This is a genomic window from Bradyrhizobium sp. USDA 4473, assembly GCF_054063335.1.
The window spans coordinates 4,840,017-4,852,031 of sequence record NZ_JBSSGE010000001.1; the positions used below are offsets into that span (position 1 = coordinate 4,840,017).

At 65.7% G+C, this 12,015-nt stretch carries 13 protein-coding genes; 10 read left to right on the forward strand and 3 right to left on the reverse strand.

Features of this window, described 5'->3' with window-relative positions:
- Positions 1 to 20: 20 nt before the first annotated feature.
- A complete protein-coding gene (gene pcaD, locus ACVW17_RS22555) occupies positions 21 to 803 on the reverse strand; it encodes a 3-oxoadipate enol-lactonase (RefSeq protein WP_456753962.1) in 783 nt (260 codons plus the stop codon).
- A gap of 56 nt (positions 804 to 859) precedes the next feature.
- Positions 860 to 2,215 carry a 3-carboxy-cis,cis-muconate cycloisomerase gene (locus tag ACVW17_RS22560; RefSeq protein WP_456753963.1) on the reverse strand — a complete coding sequence of 452 codons (1,356 nt, stop codon included), beginning with the start codon at positions 2,213 to 2,215 and terminating at the stop codon, positions 860 to 862.
- A gap of 209 nt (positions 2,216 to 2,424) precedes the next feature.
- Here ACVW17_RS22560 and ACVW17_RS22565 point away from each other — a divergent pair, with 209 nt between their 5' ends.
- The 9 genes from ACVW17_RS22565 (at position 2,425) to ACVW17_RS22605 (ending at position 9,875) form a co-directional block, all read left to right on the forward strand.
- Positions 2,425 to 2,871: an SRPBCC family protein gene (locus ACVW17_RS22565; RefSeq protein ID WP_106327163.1), complete on the forward strand. Its 447-nt coding sequence runs from the start codon at positions 2,425 to 2,427 to the stop codon at positions 2,869 to 2,871.
- A gap of 183 nt (positions 2,872 to 3,054) precedes the next feature.
- Positions 3,055 to 3,540 (forward strand): (2Fe-2S)-binding protein, encoded by a 486-nt coding sequence (locus tag ACVW17_RS22570; protein ID WP_021077804.1) that lies wholly within the window; start codon positions 3,055 to 3,057, stop codon positions 3,538 to 3,540.
- 37 nt (positions 3,541 to 3,577) lie between these two features.
- Positions 3,578 to 4,384, forward strand: coding sequence for an FAD binding domain-containing protein (locus tag ACVW17_RS22575; RefSeq protein WP_456753964.1), 807 nt, complete (start codon positions 3,578 to 3,580; stop codon positions 4,382 to 4,384).
- 111 nt (positions 4,385 to 4,495) lie between these two features.
- Positions 4,496 to 5,404, forward strand: coding sequence for an AAA family ATPase (locus ACVW17_RS22580; RefSeq protein WP_456753965.1), 909 nt, complete (start codon positions 4,496 to 4,498; stop codon positions 5,402 to 5,404).
- 140 nt (positions 5,405 to 5,544) lie between these two features.
- Entirely contained in the window at positions 5,545 to 6,747 is a 1,203-nt protein-coding gene (locus ACVW17_RS22585; protein ID WP_456753966.1) for a vWA domain-containing protein, read from the forward strand.
- An 11-nt stretch (positions 6,748 to 6,758) separates the two neighbouring features.
- A complete protein-coding gene (locus ACVW17_RS22590; RefSeq protein WP_021077800.1) occupies positions 6,759 to 7,082 on the forward strand; it encodes an XdhC family protein in 324 nt (107 codons plus the stop codon).
- Positions 7,083 to 7,084: 2 nt separating this feature from the next.
- Positions 7,085 to 7,786: an XdhC family protein gene (locus tag ACVW17_RS22595; RefSeq protein WP_456753967.1), complete on the forward strand. Its 702-nt coding sequence runs from the start codon at positions 7,085 to 7,087 to the stop codon at positions 7,784 to 7,786.
- On the forward strand, positions 7,783 to 9,387 hold the full coding sequence (locus ACVW17_RS22600; protein WP_456753968.1) for an NTP transferase domain-containing protein: 1,605 nt from the start codon (positions 7,783 to 7,785) through the stop codon (positions 9,385 to 9,387). Before ACVW17_RS22595 ends, ACVW17_RS22600 begins: the two co-directional genes overlap by 4 nt.
- Positions 9,388 to 9,524: 137 nt before the next feature.
- Positions 9,525 to 9,875 (forward strand): DUF4189 domain-containing protein, encoded by a 351-nt coding sequence (locus tag ACVW17_RS22605; RefSeq protein ID WP_456756503.1) that lies wholly within the window; start codon positions 9,525 to 9,527, stop codon positions 9,873 to 9,875.
- Positions 9,876 to 9,896: 21 nt separating this feature from the next.
- Here ACVW17_RS22605 and ACVW17_RS22610 read toward each other — a convergent pair whose 3' ends face one another.
- Positions 9,897 to 11,114 (reverse strand): NAD(P)/FAD-dependent oxidoreductase, encoded by a 1,218-nt coding sequence (locus ACVW17_RS22610; protein ID WP_456753969.1) that lies wholly within the window; start codon positions 11,112 to 11,114, stop codon positions 9,897 to 9,899.
- A 173-nt stretch (positions 11,115 to 11,287) separates the two neighbouring features.
- Between ACVW17_RS22610 and ACVW17_RS22615 the strand changes: the two genes are divergently transcribed.
- The gene (locus tag ACVW17_RS22615; protein WP_456753970.1) at positions 11,288 to 11,698 is read left to right on the forward strand and encodes a DUF2000 family protein; all 411 of its coding nucleotides are present in this window, start codon (positions 11,288 to 11,290) and stop codon (positions 11,696 to 11,698) included.
- Positions 11,699 to 12,015 lie beyond the last annotated feature (317 nt).

Here is a 12,015-nt window from a genome sequence, read left to right on the forward strand (position 1 = left end):
GGGCTACGCAGGTGTTGCCATTAGCGTTGCGTCAGGAAGCCGACCACGGCTTCGGTGAAGGCGTGCGACTGCTCGATATTGGAAATATGCGCCGCATCGAGCAGCGTCATGCTGGCGCCGGGAATGCCGCTGCGGATCATTTCACCCGCCGACACCGGGGTTGCCATGTCCTGCTTGCCTGCGATCACCAGCGTCGGGCTCTTGATCCTGGGCAGCAGCGCGCGCTGGTCGAGCGTCGACAGCGCCTCGCAGCAGGCGAGATAGCCCTCGACGGGGGAGGCGATCAGCATCGCCTTCATGCGGGCCGTAGTCTCGGGCTCGCGCTCGCGGAAGTCGGCGGTCAGCCAGCCCGCGATCACGGTGTCGGCGACCGCGGCGATGCCGCCTTGCTTCACCGCCTTGATGCGGTTCAGCCAGTTGGTCGGATCGGGGTAATAGCAGGCGGTGTTGGAAAGGATGATCTTGCCAAATCGTTCGGGCGCGTTGGCCCCTAACCATTGCCCGACCATGCCGCCCATCGACAGGCCGCACCAATGCACTTTCCCGATGTTGAGGTCGTCGAGGATCGCGAGCACGTCGCGGCCGAACCGCTCCATGGAGTAGGGCCCGGCCGGCACGCCGGACTTCCCGTGACCGCGGCGATCGTAGCGGATGACGCGGAACATCTGCGTCAGCGCCGGCATCTGCGGCTCCCACATCTGCAAGGTGCAGCCGAGCGAGTTCGACAGCATCAAGGTCGGTCCGCCGTCGCGGCCGTCCACCTGGACGTTGAGCAGGCATCCGTCGGCGTTGATCATCGGCATTGCGTTGTCCCTCTCGTCATGCGCGTGCCGGGGCAACTCCGGCAGCGACATCGTCGCTATTTATCGTCAAGTGAAGCCAGCAGGCGATCGATCAGCGCCTGCGAGGCACCCTGATAGGCCATCGGTTCGAACACTTCCGCTATTCGCTTGGCGTCGAGATGCGCGGTGACCTTCGCATCCGCAGCCAGCACCTCGCGCAAATGCTTCTTGTCGGCCACCGCTTTCTTGCTCGCGGCCTCGACCAGATGGTGAGCGTCGCTCTTGCCGATCTTGTCGGCGAGCGCAAAGGTGACGGCTTCCGCCATGATCAGCCCATGGGTCGCATCGAGATTGACTCGCATTCGCGCCGCGTCGACCTCGAGCCCTTCGGCGAGGTCGACGATCGCGGCAAGCGCGCCGGAGGTCACCAGCATCAAGCCCGGCAAGGTCGGCCATTCCGCGTGCCACGGTCCGGCGCTGCGCTCATGGTCCTGCACCTGCGCGGCGAAGATCGTCGCGGCGAGGTTCGGCGCCATGGTCGCAGCGCCCAGCGCGCTCGCGGCGGCGACCGGGTTGCGCTTGTGCGGCATGGTGGAGGAGCCGCCGCGGCCGGCGCCCGCCGGCTCGAAGGCCTCGCCGACATCGGTCTGCATCAGCAGCGAGACGTCGCGCGCGATCTTGCCGCAGCTGCCGACGAGGATCGCGAACACGGAGGCGGCCTCGGCGATGCGGTCGCGGTGGGTGTGCCAGGGCGCGTCGGGCAGGGGCAAGTCGAGCTCTTTCGCCAATGCTGCCGCAACCGCGAGACCCTTGTCGCCCAGCGCGGCGAGCGTGCCGGCGGCGCCGCCGAATTGCAGGGCCAGCGTCTCGCGGCGCAGGCGCAGCAAGCGCTTGCGGGAGCGGTCCAAAGCTGCGGCATATTCGGCGAGCTTCAGCCCCAACGGCATCGGCAGCGCATGCTGCAACCAGGTCCGCGCCACCATCGCGGTGTTGCGATGGGCGCGGGCAAGGTCGGCAAAACCCGCAATGGCGCGGTCAAGGTCGGCGAGCAGCGCATCGATGCCGGCGCGCAGCGACAGCATGGTCGCGGTATCAATGACGTCCTGGCTGGTCGCACCCCAATGCACGTAACGCGCGGCCTCGGCATCCGCCCTGGCGACATCGGCGGTCAGCGCCTTCACCAGCGGGATCGCCAGATTGCCGGATCGCGTCGCGGCATCAGCCAGCGCGGCGAGGTCGAATGATTCGGCCTTGCAGGCCGCGGCGATCGGTCCCGCGCTGGCCGCGGGAATCACGCCGCAGGCCGCCTCAGCGCGGGCCAGCGCGGCCTCGAAATCCAGCATGTTCTGCAGGGTGGCTAAATCGTCGCACACCGCGCGCATCGCGGCGCTCGACAGCATCGGCGCAAGCAGGGGAGAAAGGGCTGTACTCATGGCGCGCGACCTAACCACTCCCGGGCGCCGCTGCCAATGCCCGTCGCTGCCTGCATTTTCGACAGCGCGGATCGCGCGAATTCGTGAACGGCGGGATTGGCTTGCTGCGGTTGCGAATATGCATCGCTCATCCTCCGAAGGTGCCCTTTCCTTTGCGGCCCGGCTGCTTTACTTGGGGAAAAGGTTCTAGCGATCGAGGAGGTCCCCCCATGGCCATGACAATGACCGGCGAAGTCCAGCTTGCAGCGCCGCGCCAGGCTGTGTGGGACAAGCTCAACGATCCCGACGTGTTGAAGGCCTGCATTCCCGGCTGCGAAGAGCTGGAGAAGACCGACGAGGGCGGCTTCCGTGCCACCGCCAAGATGAAGGTCGGGCCGGTCTCCGCTCGCTTCAAGGGCAAGGTCACATTGAGCGATCTCGATCCGCCCAACGGCTACAAGATCTCGGGCGAAGGCGAGGGCGGGGTCGCCGGCTTCGCCAAGGGCGGCGCCACCGTGGGCCTCGCCGACAAGGATGGCGGCACGCTTTTGAGCTACAACGTGGAGGCGCAGATCGGCGGCAAGCTCGCGCAACTCGGCCAGCGCCTGATCAATGGCGCCGCCAAGAAGCTGGCCGACGAATTTTTTGCAAATTTCGCCAAGGCGGTGCAGGGTTAGTCTTGTCTTCAGGCTGGATGATCGAGGTCTGGCCGAGTCTTTCGGCGCCAAGTCTTCCCGCTATGTCCTGGATGGGTGGCTCGAAAGGTTGCCCATCGTGGGGCGCGCCCATATTATGCCGTCTGGAATGATTTTAAACCGCCTGCTTCGCCGATATGCGGTGGGGCAGATAAGAGAGTGCTGATGGCCAAGATTTCAATGATCGTGAACGGCAATCCCGTTAACGCCAATGTCGACCCCCGTACCCTTCTGGTCCAGTTTCTGCGCGAAAACCTGCGCCTGACCGGTACCCATGTCGGCTGCGACACCTCGCAGTGCGGCGCCTGCGTCGTGCATCTGGACGGCAAGGCGGTGAAGTCCTGCACGACGCTTGCAGTGATGGCCGACGGTCATGAGGTCAAGACCATCGAGGGGCTGGCGGCGGACGGCGCGCCGCTGCATCCGATGCAGGAGGCCTTCCGCGAGCATCATGGCCTGCAATGCGGCTTCTGCACGCCGGGCATGATCATGACCGCCGTCGACCTGGTGCATCGCAAGGGCCACGATCTCTCCGACGAGGTGATCCGCGAGGAGCTGGAAGGCAATCTGTGCCGCTGCACCGGCTACCAGAACATCGTCGCTTCGATCGCCGCCGGCGCCAAGGCGATGGCGAAATCGGATCTCGCCTAATCAGCAATTCGTCGCGGCAAGCGATCAGGACATTCCAATGTACGAATTCAAATATCATCGTCCCGGCACCGTGCGGCAGGCCGCCAATCTGCTGGTGAAGAACGAGGACGCCAAGCTGATTGCCGGCGGTCACACGCTGGTGCCGGTGATGAAGCAGCGGCTCGCGAGCCCGCCGCATCTGGTCGACCTCTCCCACATCGAAGGTCTCGATACGATCGAGATGAAGGGCCGCTCGCTGGTGATCGGCGCCACCGCCAAGCACGCCGAGGTCGCGAACTCCGCTGTTGTTGGCGAGGCGATCCCGGCGCTGGCCGAGCTCGCGGGCCTGATCGGCGATCCCGCCGTGCGCCATCGCGGCACCATCGGCGGCTCGCTCGCCAACAACGATCCGACCGCCGACTATCCGGCCGCGGTGCTGGCGCTGGGCGCGACCATCGTCACCAACAAGCGCCGCCTCAAGGCTGAGGAGTTTTTCCAGGGCCTGTTCTCGACCGCGCTGGAGGCCGACGAGATCATCACCAAGGTGATGTTCCCGCTGCCGAAGAAGGCGGCCTATGTCAAGTTCCGCAACCAGGCCTCGCGTTACGCGTTGGTCGGTGTGTTCGTGGCCCGGCGTCCGTCCGATGTCCGCGTGGCGGTCACTGGTGCGGGCTCCGACGGCGTGTTCCGCGCCACCGCGTTCGAGGAGGCCTTGAAGAAGCGCTTCTCCCACAAGGTGCTCGACGGCATCGCGGTTGGCCCCGAAGGGCTGAACAGTGACCTGCACGGCAGTGCGGAATACCGCGCGCATCTGATCGGCGTTTTGACGCGCAGGGCGGTGGAAGCCGCCAACGCCAAGGACTAAATCGAACGACTAGATCCAAGGGACTAGATACGATCTGGACCTCTAGGACTAGATCCAAGACCTAGCCCAAGGCGCGATGTTGCTAACCCCTGTTCGAAGACTGGCTGTTCCATGAGTGCATCGGCGTTACCCACTTCCGTCGATGCGCTCGAGGGCCTGTTGACGTCGCGCGGCTACCTTGCCGAACGGTCGCTCGCGACCGTGACCTATCTCGCGCTGCGGATGGGCCGGCCGCTGTTCCTCGAAGGCGAGGCCGGCGTCGGCAAGACCGAGATCGCGAAGGTGCTGTCCGCCGCACTCGGGCGCAAGCTGATCCGCCTGCAATGCTATGAAGGCCTCGACGTCGCCTCCGCGGTCTATGAGTGGAGCAGCGCGGCGCAGATGATCGCGATCCGTCTGGCGGAAGCCTCCGGCGATACCGATCGCGACCAGCTCGCCAGCGACATCTTTGCCGAGCGCTTCCTGATCAAGCGGCCGCTGCTGCAGGCGCTGGAGCCCGATGTCGCGGGGCCGCCGGTGCTTTTGATCGACGAGCTCGACCGCGCCGACGAGGCGTTCGAGGCGTATCTGTTGGAAATCCTCAGCGACTTCCAGGTCACGATCCCCGAGCTCGGCACGGTGAAGGCGCCGGCGCCGCCGATCGTGATCATCACCTCGAACCGCACCCGCGAGATCCACGACGCGCTGAAGCGGCGCTGCCTCTATCATTGGGTCGACTATCCCTCGGCCGAGCGCGAGCTTGCGATCGTCAAGTCGCGGGTGCCGAACATTTCCGCAAAGCTGTCGCAGCAGGTGGTCCGCTTCGTGCAGGCGCTGCGCAACCAGGATTTCTACAAGTCGCCTGGCGTCGCCGAGACCATCGACTGGGCCACGGCGCTGTCCGAGCTCGACGCCCGCTCGCTGACGCCGCAGGTGGTCGGCGACACGCTGGGTGCGCTGCTCAAATATCAGGACGACATCGCGCGCATGCAGGGCGATGCGTTGCAGAAGACATTGAAGGACGCGACGAGCGAGACGTAAATCGCGCCGGAAAAAAGGCTCGTCATTCCGGGGCGCGCCACTTGGCGCGAGCCCGGAATCCATCGGGCCGCGTTGACGTAGAAGAATGGATTCCGGGCCCGCGCTGCGCGCGTCCCGGAATGACGGGAGTGGATAGTTCGATGGCGATCAACCACCTCGCGCCTCCGACCGGCCACATGGCCGATAACGTAATCGGCTTTGCCCGCGCGCTGCGGGCGGCCGGGCTGCCGGTGGGGCCGGGCTCGGTGATCGATGCGCTCGACGCGCTGCAGCTGATCGAGGTCGGCAACCGCTCCGATTTCTACGCCACGCTGGAGGCGATCTTCGTCAAGCGCCACGAGCATGCGCTGATCTTCCGCCAGGCCTTCATGCTGTTCTTCCGCGCCGCCGAGGAGTGGAAGAGCATGCTGGATTCGGTGCCGCTGCCTGACCACGCCAGGAAGAAGCCGCCGCCGGCCTCGCGCCGGGTCCAGGAGGCGATGGCGCAGCCGGCCAAGACCGAGGAGCGGCCGCAGGCCCAGGAGCAGGAGCTGAAGCTCTCGGTCTCCGACAAGGAGATCCTGCAGAAGAAGGATTTTGCGCAGATGACCGCGGCGGAGATCGCCGAGGTGACGCGCGAGATCGCGCAGATGCGGCTGCCGCAGGCCGAGCTCGTCACCCGCCGCTATCAGCCGGACGCGCGCGGTCTGCGGCTCGACATGCGCCGCACCGTGCGCAACTCGCTGCGCACCGGCGGCGAGATCATCGATATCAGGAAGCTCGGCCGGATCGAGAAGCCGGCGCCGATCGTGGCGCTGCTCGATATCTCCGGCTCGATGAGCGAATACACCCGCCTGTTCCTGCACTTCCTGCATGCCATCACCGACTACCGCAAGCGGGTTTCGGTGTTCCTGTTCGGCACCCGCCTGACCAATGTGACGCGGGCGTTACGGGCGCGTGACCCGGACGAGGCGCTGGCGAGCTGCTCGTCCTCGGTGGAGGACTGGGCCGGCGGTACCCGGATCGCCACCTCGCTGCACAGCTTCAACCAGCTCTGGGCCCGCCGGGTGCTCGGGCAGGGCGCCATCGTCCTCCTTATATCCGATGGACTAGAACGGGAGGCGGATGCCAAACTGGCCTTCGAGATGGACCGTTTGCACCGCTCCTGCCGCCGCCTGATCTGGCTTAACCCGCTGCTGCGCTACTCCGGCTTCGAGGCCAAGGCGCAGGGCATCAAAATGATGCTGCCCCACGTTGACGAATTTCGCCCGGTGCATAACTTGACGTCCATCAAGGGCTTGATCGGCGCGCTGTCATCCCCGCCGCCGGCGCACCACCGCAGCCTGATCCGATCCGTGGCCTGAGGGAGGTTTCCATGCTGAACCGCGACGAAGACATCCTGCAGGCCGCCGAGACCTGGCAGAAACAGGGCCATGGCGTGGCGCTCGCCACCGTGGTCGAGACCTGGGGCTCGGCGCCGCGCCCAGCCGGATCGAGCCTCGTCATCAATGACGACGGCACGTTTCTGGGCTCGGTCTCCGGCGGCTGCGTCGAGGGCGCGGTCGTGACCGAAGCACTCGACGTGATCGCGAGCGGCCAGCCCAAGATGCTCGAATTCGGCGTTGCCGACGAGACGGCCTGGAATGTCGGCCTGTCCTGCGGCGGCACCATCCGCGTCTTCGTCGAGAAGGTCGGCTAGCCGTGAAACTCGAGATCCTCAAAGAGCTGAACGCCGAGCGCGCCGCGCGCCGTCCGGTCATCATCGTCACCGACACCGCCAATGGCGATCAGCGACTGGTCAAGGCCGCCGACATCGCCGCCGATCCGCTGCGCGCTGAACTTGCGAAGCAGCTTCGGATGGGCAAGAGCGGCAATGTCGAGGTTGCGGGCAAGAAGCTGTTCCTCAACGTCTACGCACCGACCGCAAAGCTCGTGATCATCGGCGCGGTCCATATCAGCCAGGCGCTGGCGCCGCTGGCGCGTGCGCTCGACTATGACGTCACGGTGGTCGATCCGCGCACGGCGTTCGCGAGCCCCGAGCGTTTCCCCGACGTGCCGCTGGTCGCCGAATGGCCCGACGTCGCGCTGCCGCCGCTCAATGTCGATCACTACACCGCCTTCGTCGCGGTGACGCACGATCCCAAGATCGACGATCCGGCGCTGCTGCACGCCTTCGACCGCGACTGCTTCTATATCGGCGCGCTGGGATCGCGGAAGACCCATGCCAAGCGCGCCGAGCGGCTGCGTGCGCAGGGCGCCAAGGACAGCGACATCGCGCGCATCCACGCGCCGATCGGGCTCGACATCGGCGCGGTGTCGCCGTCGGAGATCGCGGTCGCGATCATGGCCGAGATCACCGCACAGCTGCGTCTGCCTCCCAAAGAAAAAGAGGAAGCGGCATGAAGTTCGGTCCCGCCAGTCCGGCCGACGCGATTGGCGGCGTCACCGTGCATACGCTCCGCCAGGGCGCGCTGGTGCTCAAGAAAGGCACCACGATCGGCCCTGAGGAAGTCGAGGCGCTGACCAGGGCCGGCGTCAAGGACGTCGTCGTGGTGCGCCTGGAGGAGGGTGACGTCTCCGAGGACGAAGCCGCCGCCAGCATCGCGCAGGCGGTGGCGGGCGAGGGCGTCAATGTCGAGCGCGCCTTTACCGGCCGCGCCAATCTGTTCGCGGCACGCCCCGGCGTGCTGGTGGTCGACCGCGCCGCGGTCGATCGCATCAACGGCGTCGACGAGGCCATCACCTTCGCCACCCTCGCGGCCTACAAGCCGGTGGTCGAAGGCGAGATGATCGCGACCGTCAAGCTGATTCCGTTCGGCGTCGAGGGGCGGTTGCGCGACGCCGCCGTCGCGGTTGCGGGCAAGGACGCGCTGCGGATCGCGCCTTATGTGATCAAGAAGGTCGGCGTGGTCTCGACCTTGCTGCCGGGCCTTGCGCCCAAGGTGATCGACAAGACGCTGCGCGTCACCGCCGAGCGTCTGGCGCCGGCCGGTGCCACCATCATCGCCGAACGCCGCGTGCCGCATGACGAAACGGTGCTGGCCGGCGCGATCAAGGAATTGCTCGGCCTCGGCGCCGAGCTCGTCATCGTGTTCGGCGCATCTGCGATCGCCGACCGCCGCGATGTGATCCCCGCCGCGATCGCCGAGATCGGCGGCGCCGTCGAGCATTTCGGCATGCCGGTCGATCCCGGCAATCTGCTGTTGATCGGCAGCGCCGGCGGCGTGCCGGTGTTGGGCGCGCCGGGCTGCGCGCGTTCGCCGGTCGAGAACGGCTTTGACTGGGTGCTGATGCGGCTGCTCGCCGGCATCAAGGTGACGCGGTCGGATCTCACCGCCATGGGCGTCGGCGGCCTGTTGATGGAAATCGTGACGCGGCCGCAGCCGCGCACCGTGCCGGACACCGAAGGCAACCGCAACGTCGCCGCGATCGTGCTCGCCGCCGGCCGCTCGACCCGGATGGGCGGTCCGAACAAACTGCTCGCCGAGCTCGACGGCAAGAAGCTCGCGCGCGTCGTCGCCGAGCAGGCGCTGGCCTCGAAGGCCTCCGAGGTGATCGTCGTCACCGGGCATCAGGCCGATCTGGTCGAGCAGGCGCTTGATGGCCTCAAGGTTAAATTCGTCCGCAATCCCGATTTCGCCGGCGGCATTGCCAGCTCGGTGAAAGCTGGCATCGCGGCGGTCTCCGACAGCGCCGACGGCGCGATCGTCTGCCTCGGCGACATGCCGCTGATCGATGCCAAGCTGATCGATCGCATGATCGAGACCTTTGCGCCCGACCGCGGCCACCTGATCGCGGTGCCGGTCAGCGAGGGCCGCCGCGGCAATCCGGTGCTGTGGTCGCGGCGCTTCTTCAAGGAGCTGATGACGCTCGACGGCGACATCGGCGCCCGCCATCTGATCGCCAAGCATGCCGAGGTGGTCGCCGAGGTCCCGGTCGAAGGCGACAGCGCCTTCCTCGACATCGATACGCCGCAGGCGCTGGAAGCCGCGCGGCGGGGGTAGCTCTATCCGCCGTCAACCCGTCATTCACCATCTGGAAACGACCCCTGCGTACAGTCCGCGGCGGACTTGGGGGATTTCCAGTGATCATTTCGACCGCCGCCGCGCAGCGCCGCGCGCTGACGATTCTTGTTCTGACGTTGCTGCTCGGCGCCACGCGTTTCTCCGTGGAAACCTTCGTCCCCAAGGCACACGCGGCCGGCGCGTTCGCAGTCGGCAAATGCGGGGCCTATGGCCAGGCCTATGATTATCAGGCCGAGGGCGCGGCGCGTGCCGCTGCGCTGAAGCAGTGCAAGGGCGATTGCACCGCCGTCACCATGAAGCGCGCCTGTGCCGCGCTCGCGATCGACATGAAAAATCCCTGCGGTGCCCATGGCTATGCGGTGGCGCCACGGATCTCGAGCTCGCTCAATGCCGCGACCAAGAAGTGCTACGACTATGGCGGCAAGGAATGCGTGATCCGCGCCTGGGCCTGCGACGCGAAGGGGTAGCGGGACGACCCCGAGCCGCCCTCAGACCGCACCGTAGAAGTGTCGATATTGCCACGCGGCGTCGCGCTGCAATTGGTCTTCGGACCACGATTGGTCTTTGAACCGAGTGACCGACATCGGTGATAGATCGACAGGCGGCTTGCCGTCCACGATCCAGGCCGCAAGCGCCTCACCGACGGCCGGCGAGATCGACAGACCGGCGACGTTGCACCCGCTTGCAAAATAGAAGCCCTTCACGCCGGCGGCTGGGCCAAGAATATGATGGCCGTCGGCGGTCATCGTCGGAATGCCGCCGCGAAATTCCCGCACCTTGGCAGTTTGCAGGAACGGCAACTGATCCTTCACATCGTCGGCGGCCGCATGAAGCACGCCGATGTCGAGCGGCATGTCCTTGACATCGAAGCCGGTCCCAAGCTTCTCCATATCGAAGAAGCGCGGTGTTTCCTCATAGACTCCCCAAAGGAAGCCGCCCTGACACGGGCGCGCATACACTGCGGCATCCATGATGCGGACCATCGGCAAGTCGGCGCGCGCGCCATCGAGAGGTTCGGTCACGATCAATTGCTGCCGGGTCGGCACCAGCGGCACGCGAATTCCGCTTGCTTCCGCGACCTGCCGCGTCCACGCACCGGCCGCATCGACAACGATCGGGCTTTCAATGACGCCGTTCGCCGTGGTCACGCCGATCGCGTTGCCGCCGACGATGTTGACGGCCCGTACGTCGGTGTTCGGCAGCAAGGTTGCACCGTGGATCGCCGCGGCCCTGGCGAAACCGATCGCAACCTGGGCCGGGTCGAAATACCGGTCGTCACCGATCCGCATCGCCGCGACGACGCCGGTCGGCTGCAAAAATGGATTGAGACGGTTCGCCTGCTCCGGAGAGATCAGCTCGACATCGAGGCCCGCCCGACGGCCGCGCTCGAAGTCGTCCTTGATTATTTCGGCGTCCTGCGGCCGCCGGGCAATCTTCAGGCTGCCCGAATGCACCCAGTCGAGCGGCTGGCCGGTCTCCTCCGTGAACGCTTCGATCTTGCGGCAAGCGTCCTTGATGAGACCAATCATCAGGTCGCTCTTGCGCGCGCAGCTCACCATGCCTGCGGCGCGGGGCGAGGTCTGCGATCCGATCTCATGCTTGTCGACAAGGGCGACGCCGAGACCTCCACGCTTGCTCAAGTAATAGGCTGTGGCCGCGCCCAATCCGCCCGAACCAATAACAACAACATCGGCTTTGCTGATCATGATGCAATGCCTCAAATATGCTGTGATAATCGAAAGCCCGTAGCCTACTACGCGATGCGGGAACTGACCATCGCTTTCGGTGGCTGCAGGAAACTAACGTCGGCGCCTTGCAGGCAGATGAGGGATGCACCGTCAGAGGTGGTGTGTCGCCACCCTGCGAATAGATTTATCGCATGCAGTTCGACACCAAGATCGCGGTCGTGATCCGCACCGACCTGGAAGTCTGGCAGAAGCTCAACGTGGCGTCGTTTCTGGCCGGTGGCATCGCGGCGTCCTTTCCCGAATGTATCGGCGAGAATTACCAGGACGGCTCGGGGACGAGATATCTCTCCCTGATCGGCCAGCCGATCCTGATCTACGGCGCTGACCGTGCGCAGCTGTCGCGGGCACTGGAGCGAGCGCTGGCGCGTGAGGTGAAGCCTGCGCTGTACACCGAGGACATGTTCAAGACCACGCACGACGCCGCAAATCGCGAGGCGGTGAGGGCGGTTGCGCGCGCCGAGCTCAATCTGGTCGGCCTCGCCTTTCGCGCCGAGCGCAAGGTGGTCGACAAGGTGCTCGATGGGCTGAAGTTTCATACGTAGCGGGCCAACTCTCCCCGCCGTCATTCCGGGGCTCGCGAAGCGAGAGCCCCGAATCCATTGATCCAGGAATTATGCGGCGCGATGGATTCCGGGCTCGCGCTACGCGCGCCCCGGAATGACGAAGAGGGGCCGTCGAACCCAGGGTGCGATCAGCCTGGCTTTTGCGCCCTCTGACCGACAGACGGGCCAAATAACCAGCAAACCCTGGCCTTTAGCTTGCGAAAGCGCGGTCGCATGCCCGCATCCCGGAACCGCCCCCACAACAGGAACGTCCGCAGGCACCACGCGTTTCCCTTCATTGAGTTGACAATGACTGA

Coding starts and splice junctions, on each gene's coding strand:
- pcaD (WP_456753962.1), bottom strand. CDS start 803: ATGCCGATGATCAACGCCGACGGATGCCTGCTCAACGTCCAGGTGGAC.
- ACVW17_RS22560 (WP_456753963.1), bottom strand. CDS start 2,215: ATGAGTACAGCCCTTTCTCCCCTGCTTGCGCCGATGCTGTCGAGCGCC.
- ACVW17_RS22565 (WP_106327163.1), top strand. CDS start 2,425: ATGGCCATGACAATGACCGGCGAAGTCCAGCTTGCAGCGCCGCGCCAG.
- ACVW17_RS22570 (WP_021077804.1), top strand. CDS start 3,055: ATGGCCAAGATTTCAATGATCGTGAACGGCAATCCCGTTAACGCCAAT.
- ACVW17_RS22575 (WP_456753964.1), top strand. CDS start 3,578: ATGTACGAATTCAAATATCATCGTCCCGGCACCGTGCGGCAGGCCGCC.
- ACVW17_RS22580 (WP_456753965.1), top strand. CDS start 4,496: ATGAGTGCATCGGCGTTACCCACTTCCGTCGATGCGCTCGAGGGCCTG.
- ACVW17_RS22585 (WP_456753966.1), top strand. CDS start 5,545: ATGGCGATCAACCACCTCGCGCCTCCGACCGGCCACATGGCCGATAAC.
- ACVW17_RS22590 (WP_021077800.1), top strand. CDS start 6,759: ATGCTGAACCGCGACGAAGACATCCTGCAGGCCGCCGAGACCTGGCAG.
- ACVW17_RS22600 (WP_456753968.1), top strand. CDS start 7,783: ATGAAGTTCGGTCCCGCCAGTCCGGCCGACGCGATTGGCGGCGTCACC.
- ACVW17_RS22610 (WP_456753969.1), bottom strand. CDS start 11,114: ATGATCAGCAAAGCCGATGTTGTTGTTATTGGTTCGGGCGGATTGGGC.
- ACVW17_RS22615 (WP_456753970.1), top strand. CDS start 11,288: ATGCAGTTCGACACCAAGATCGCGGTCGTGATCCGCACCGACCTGGAA.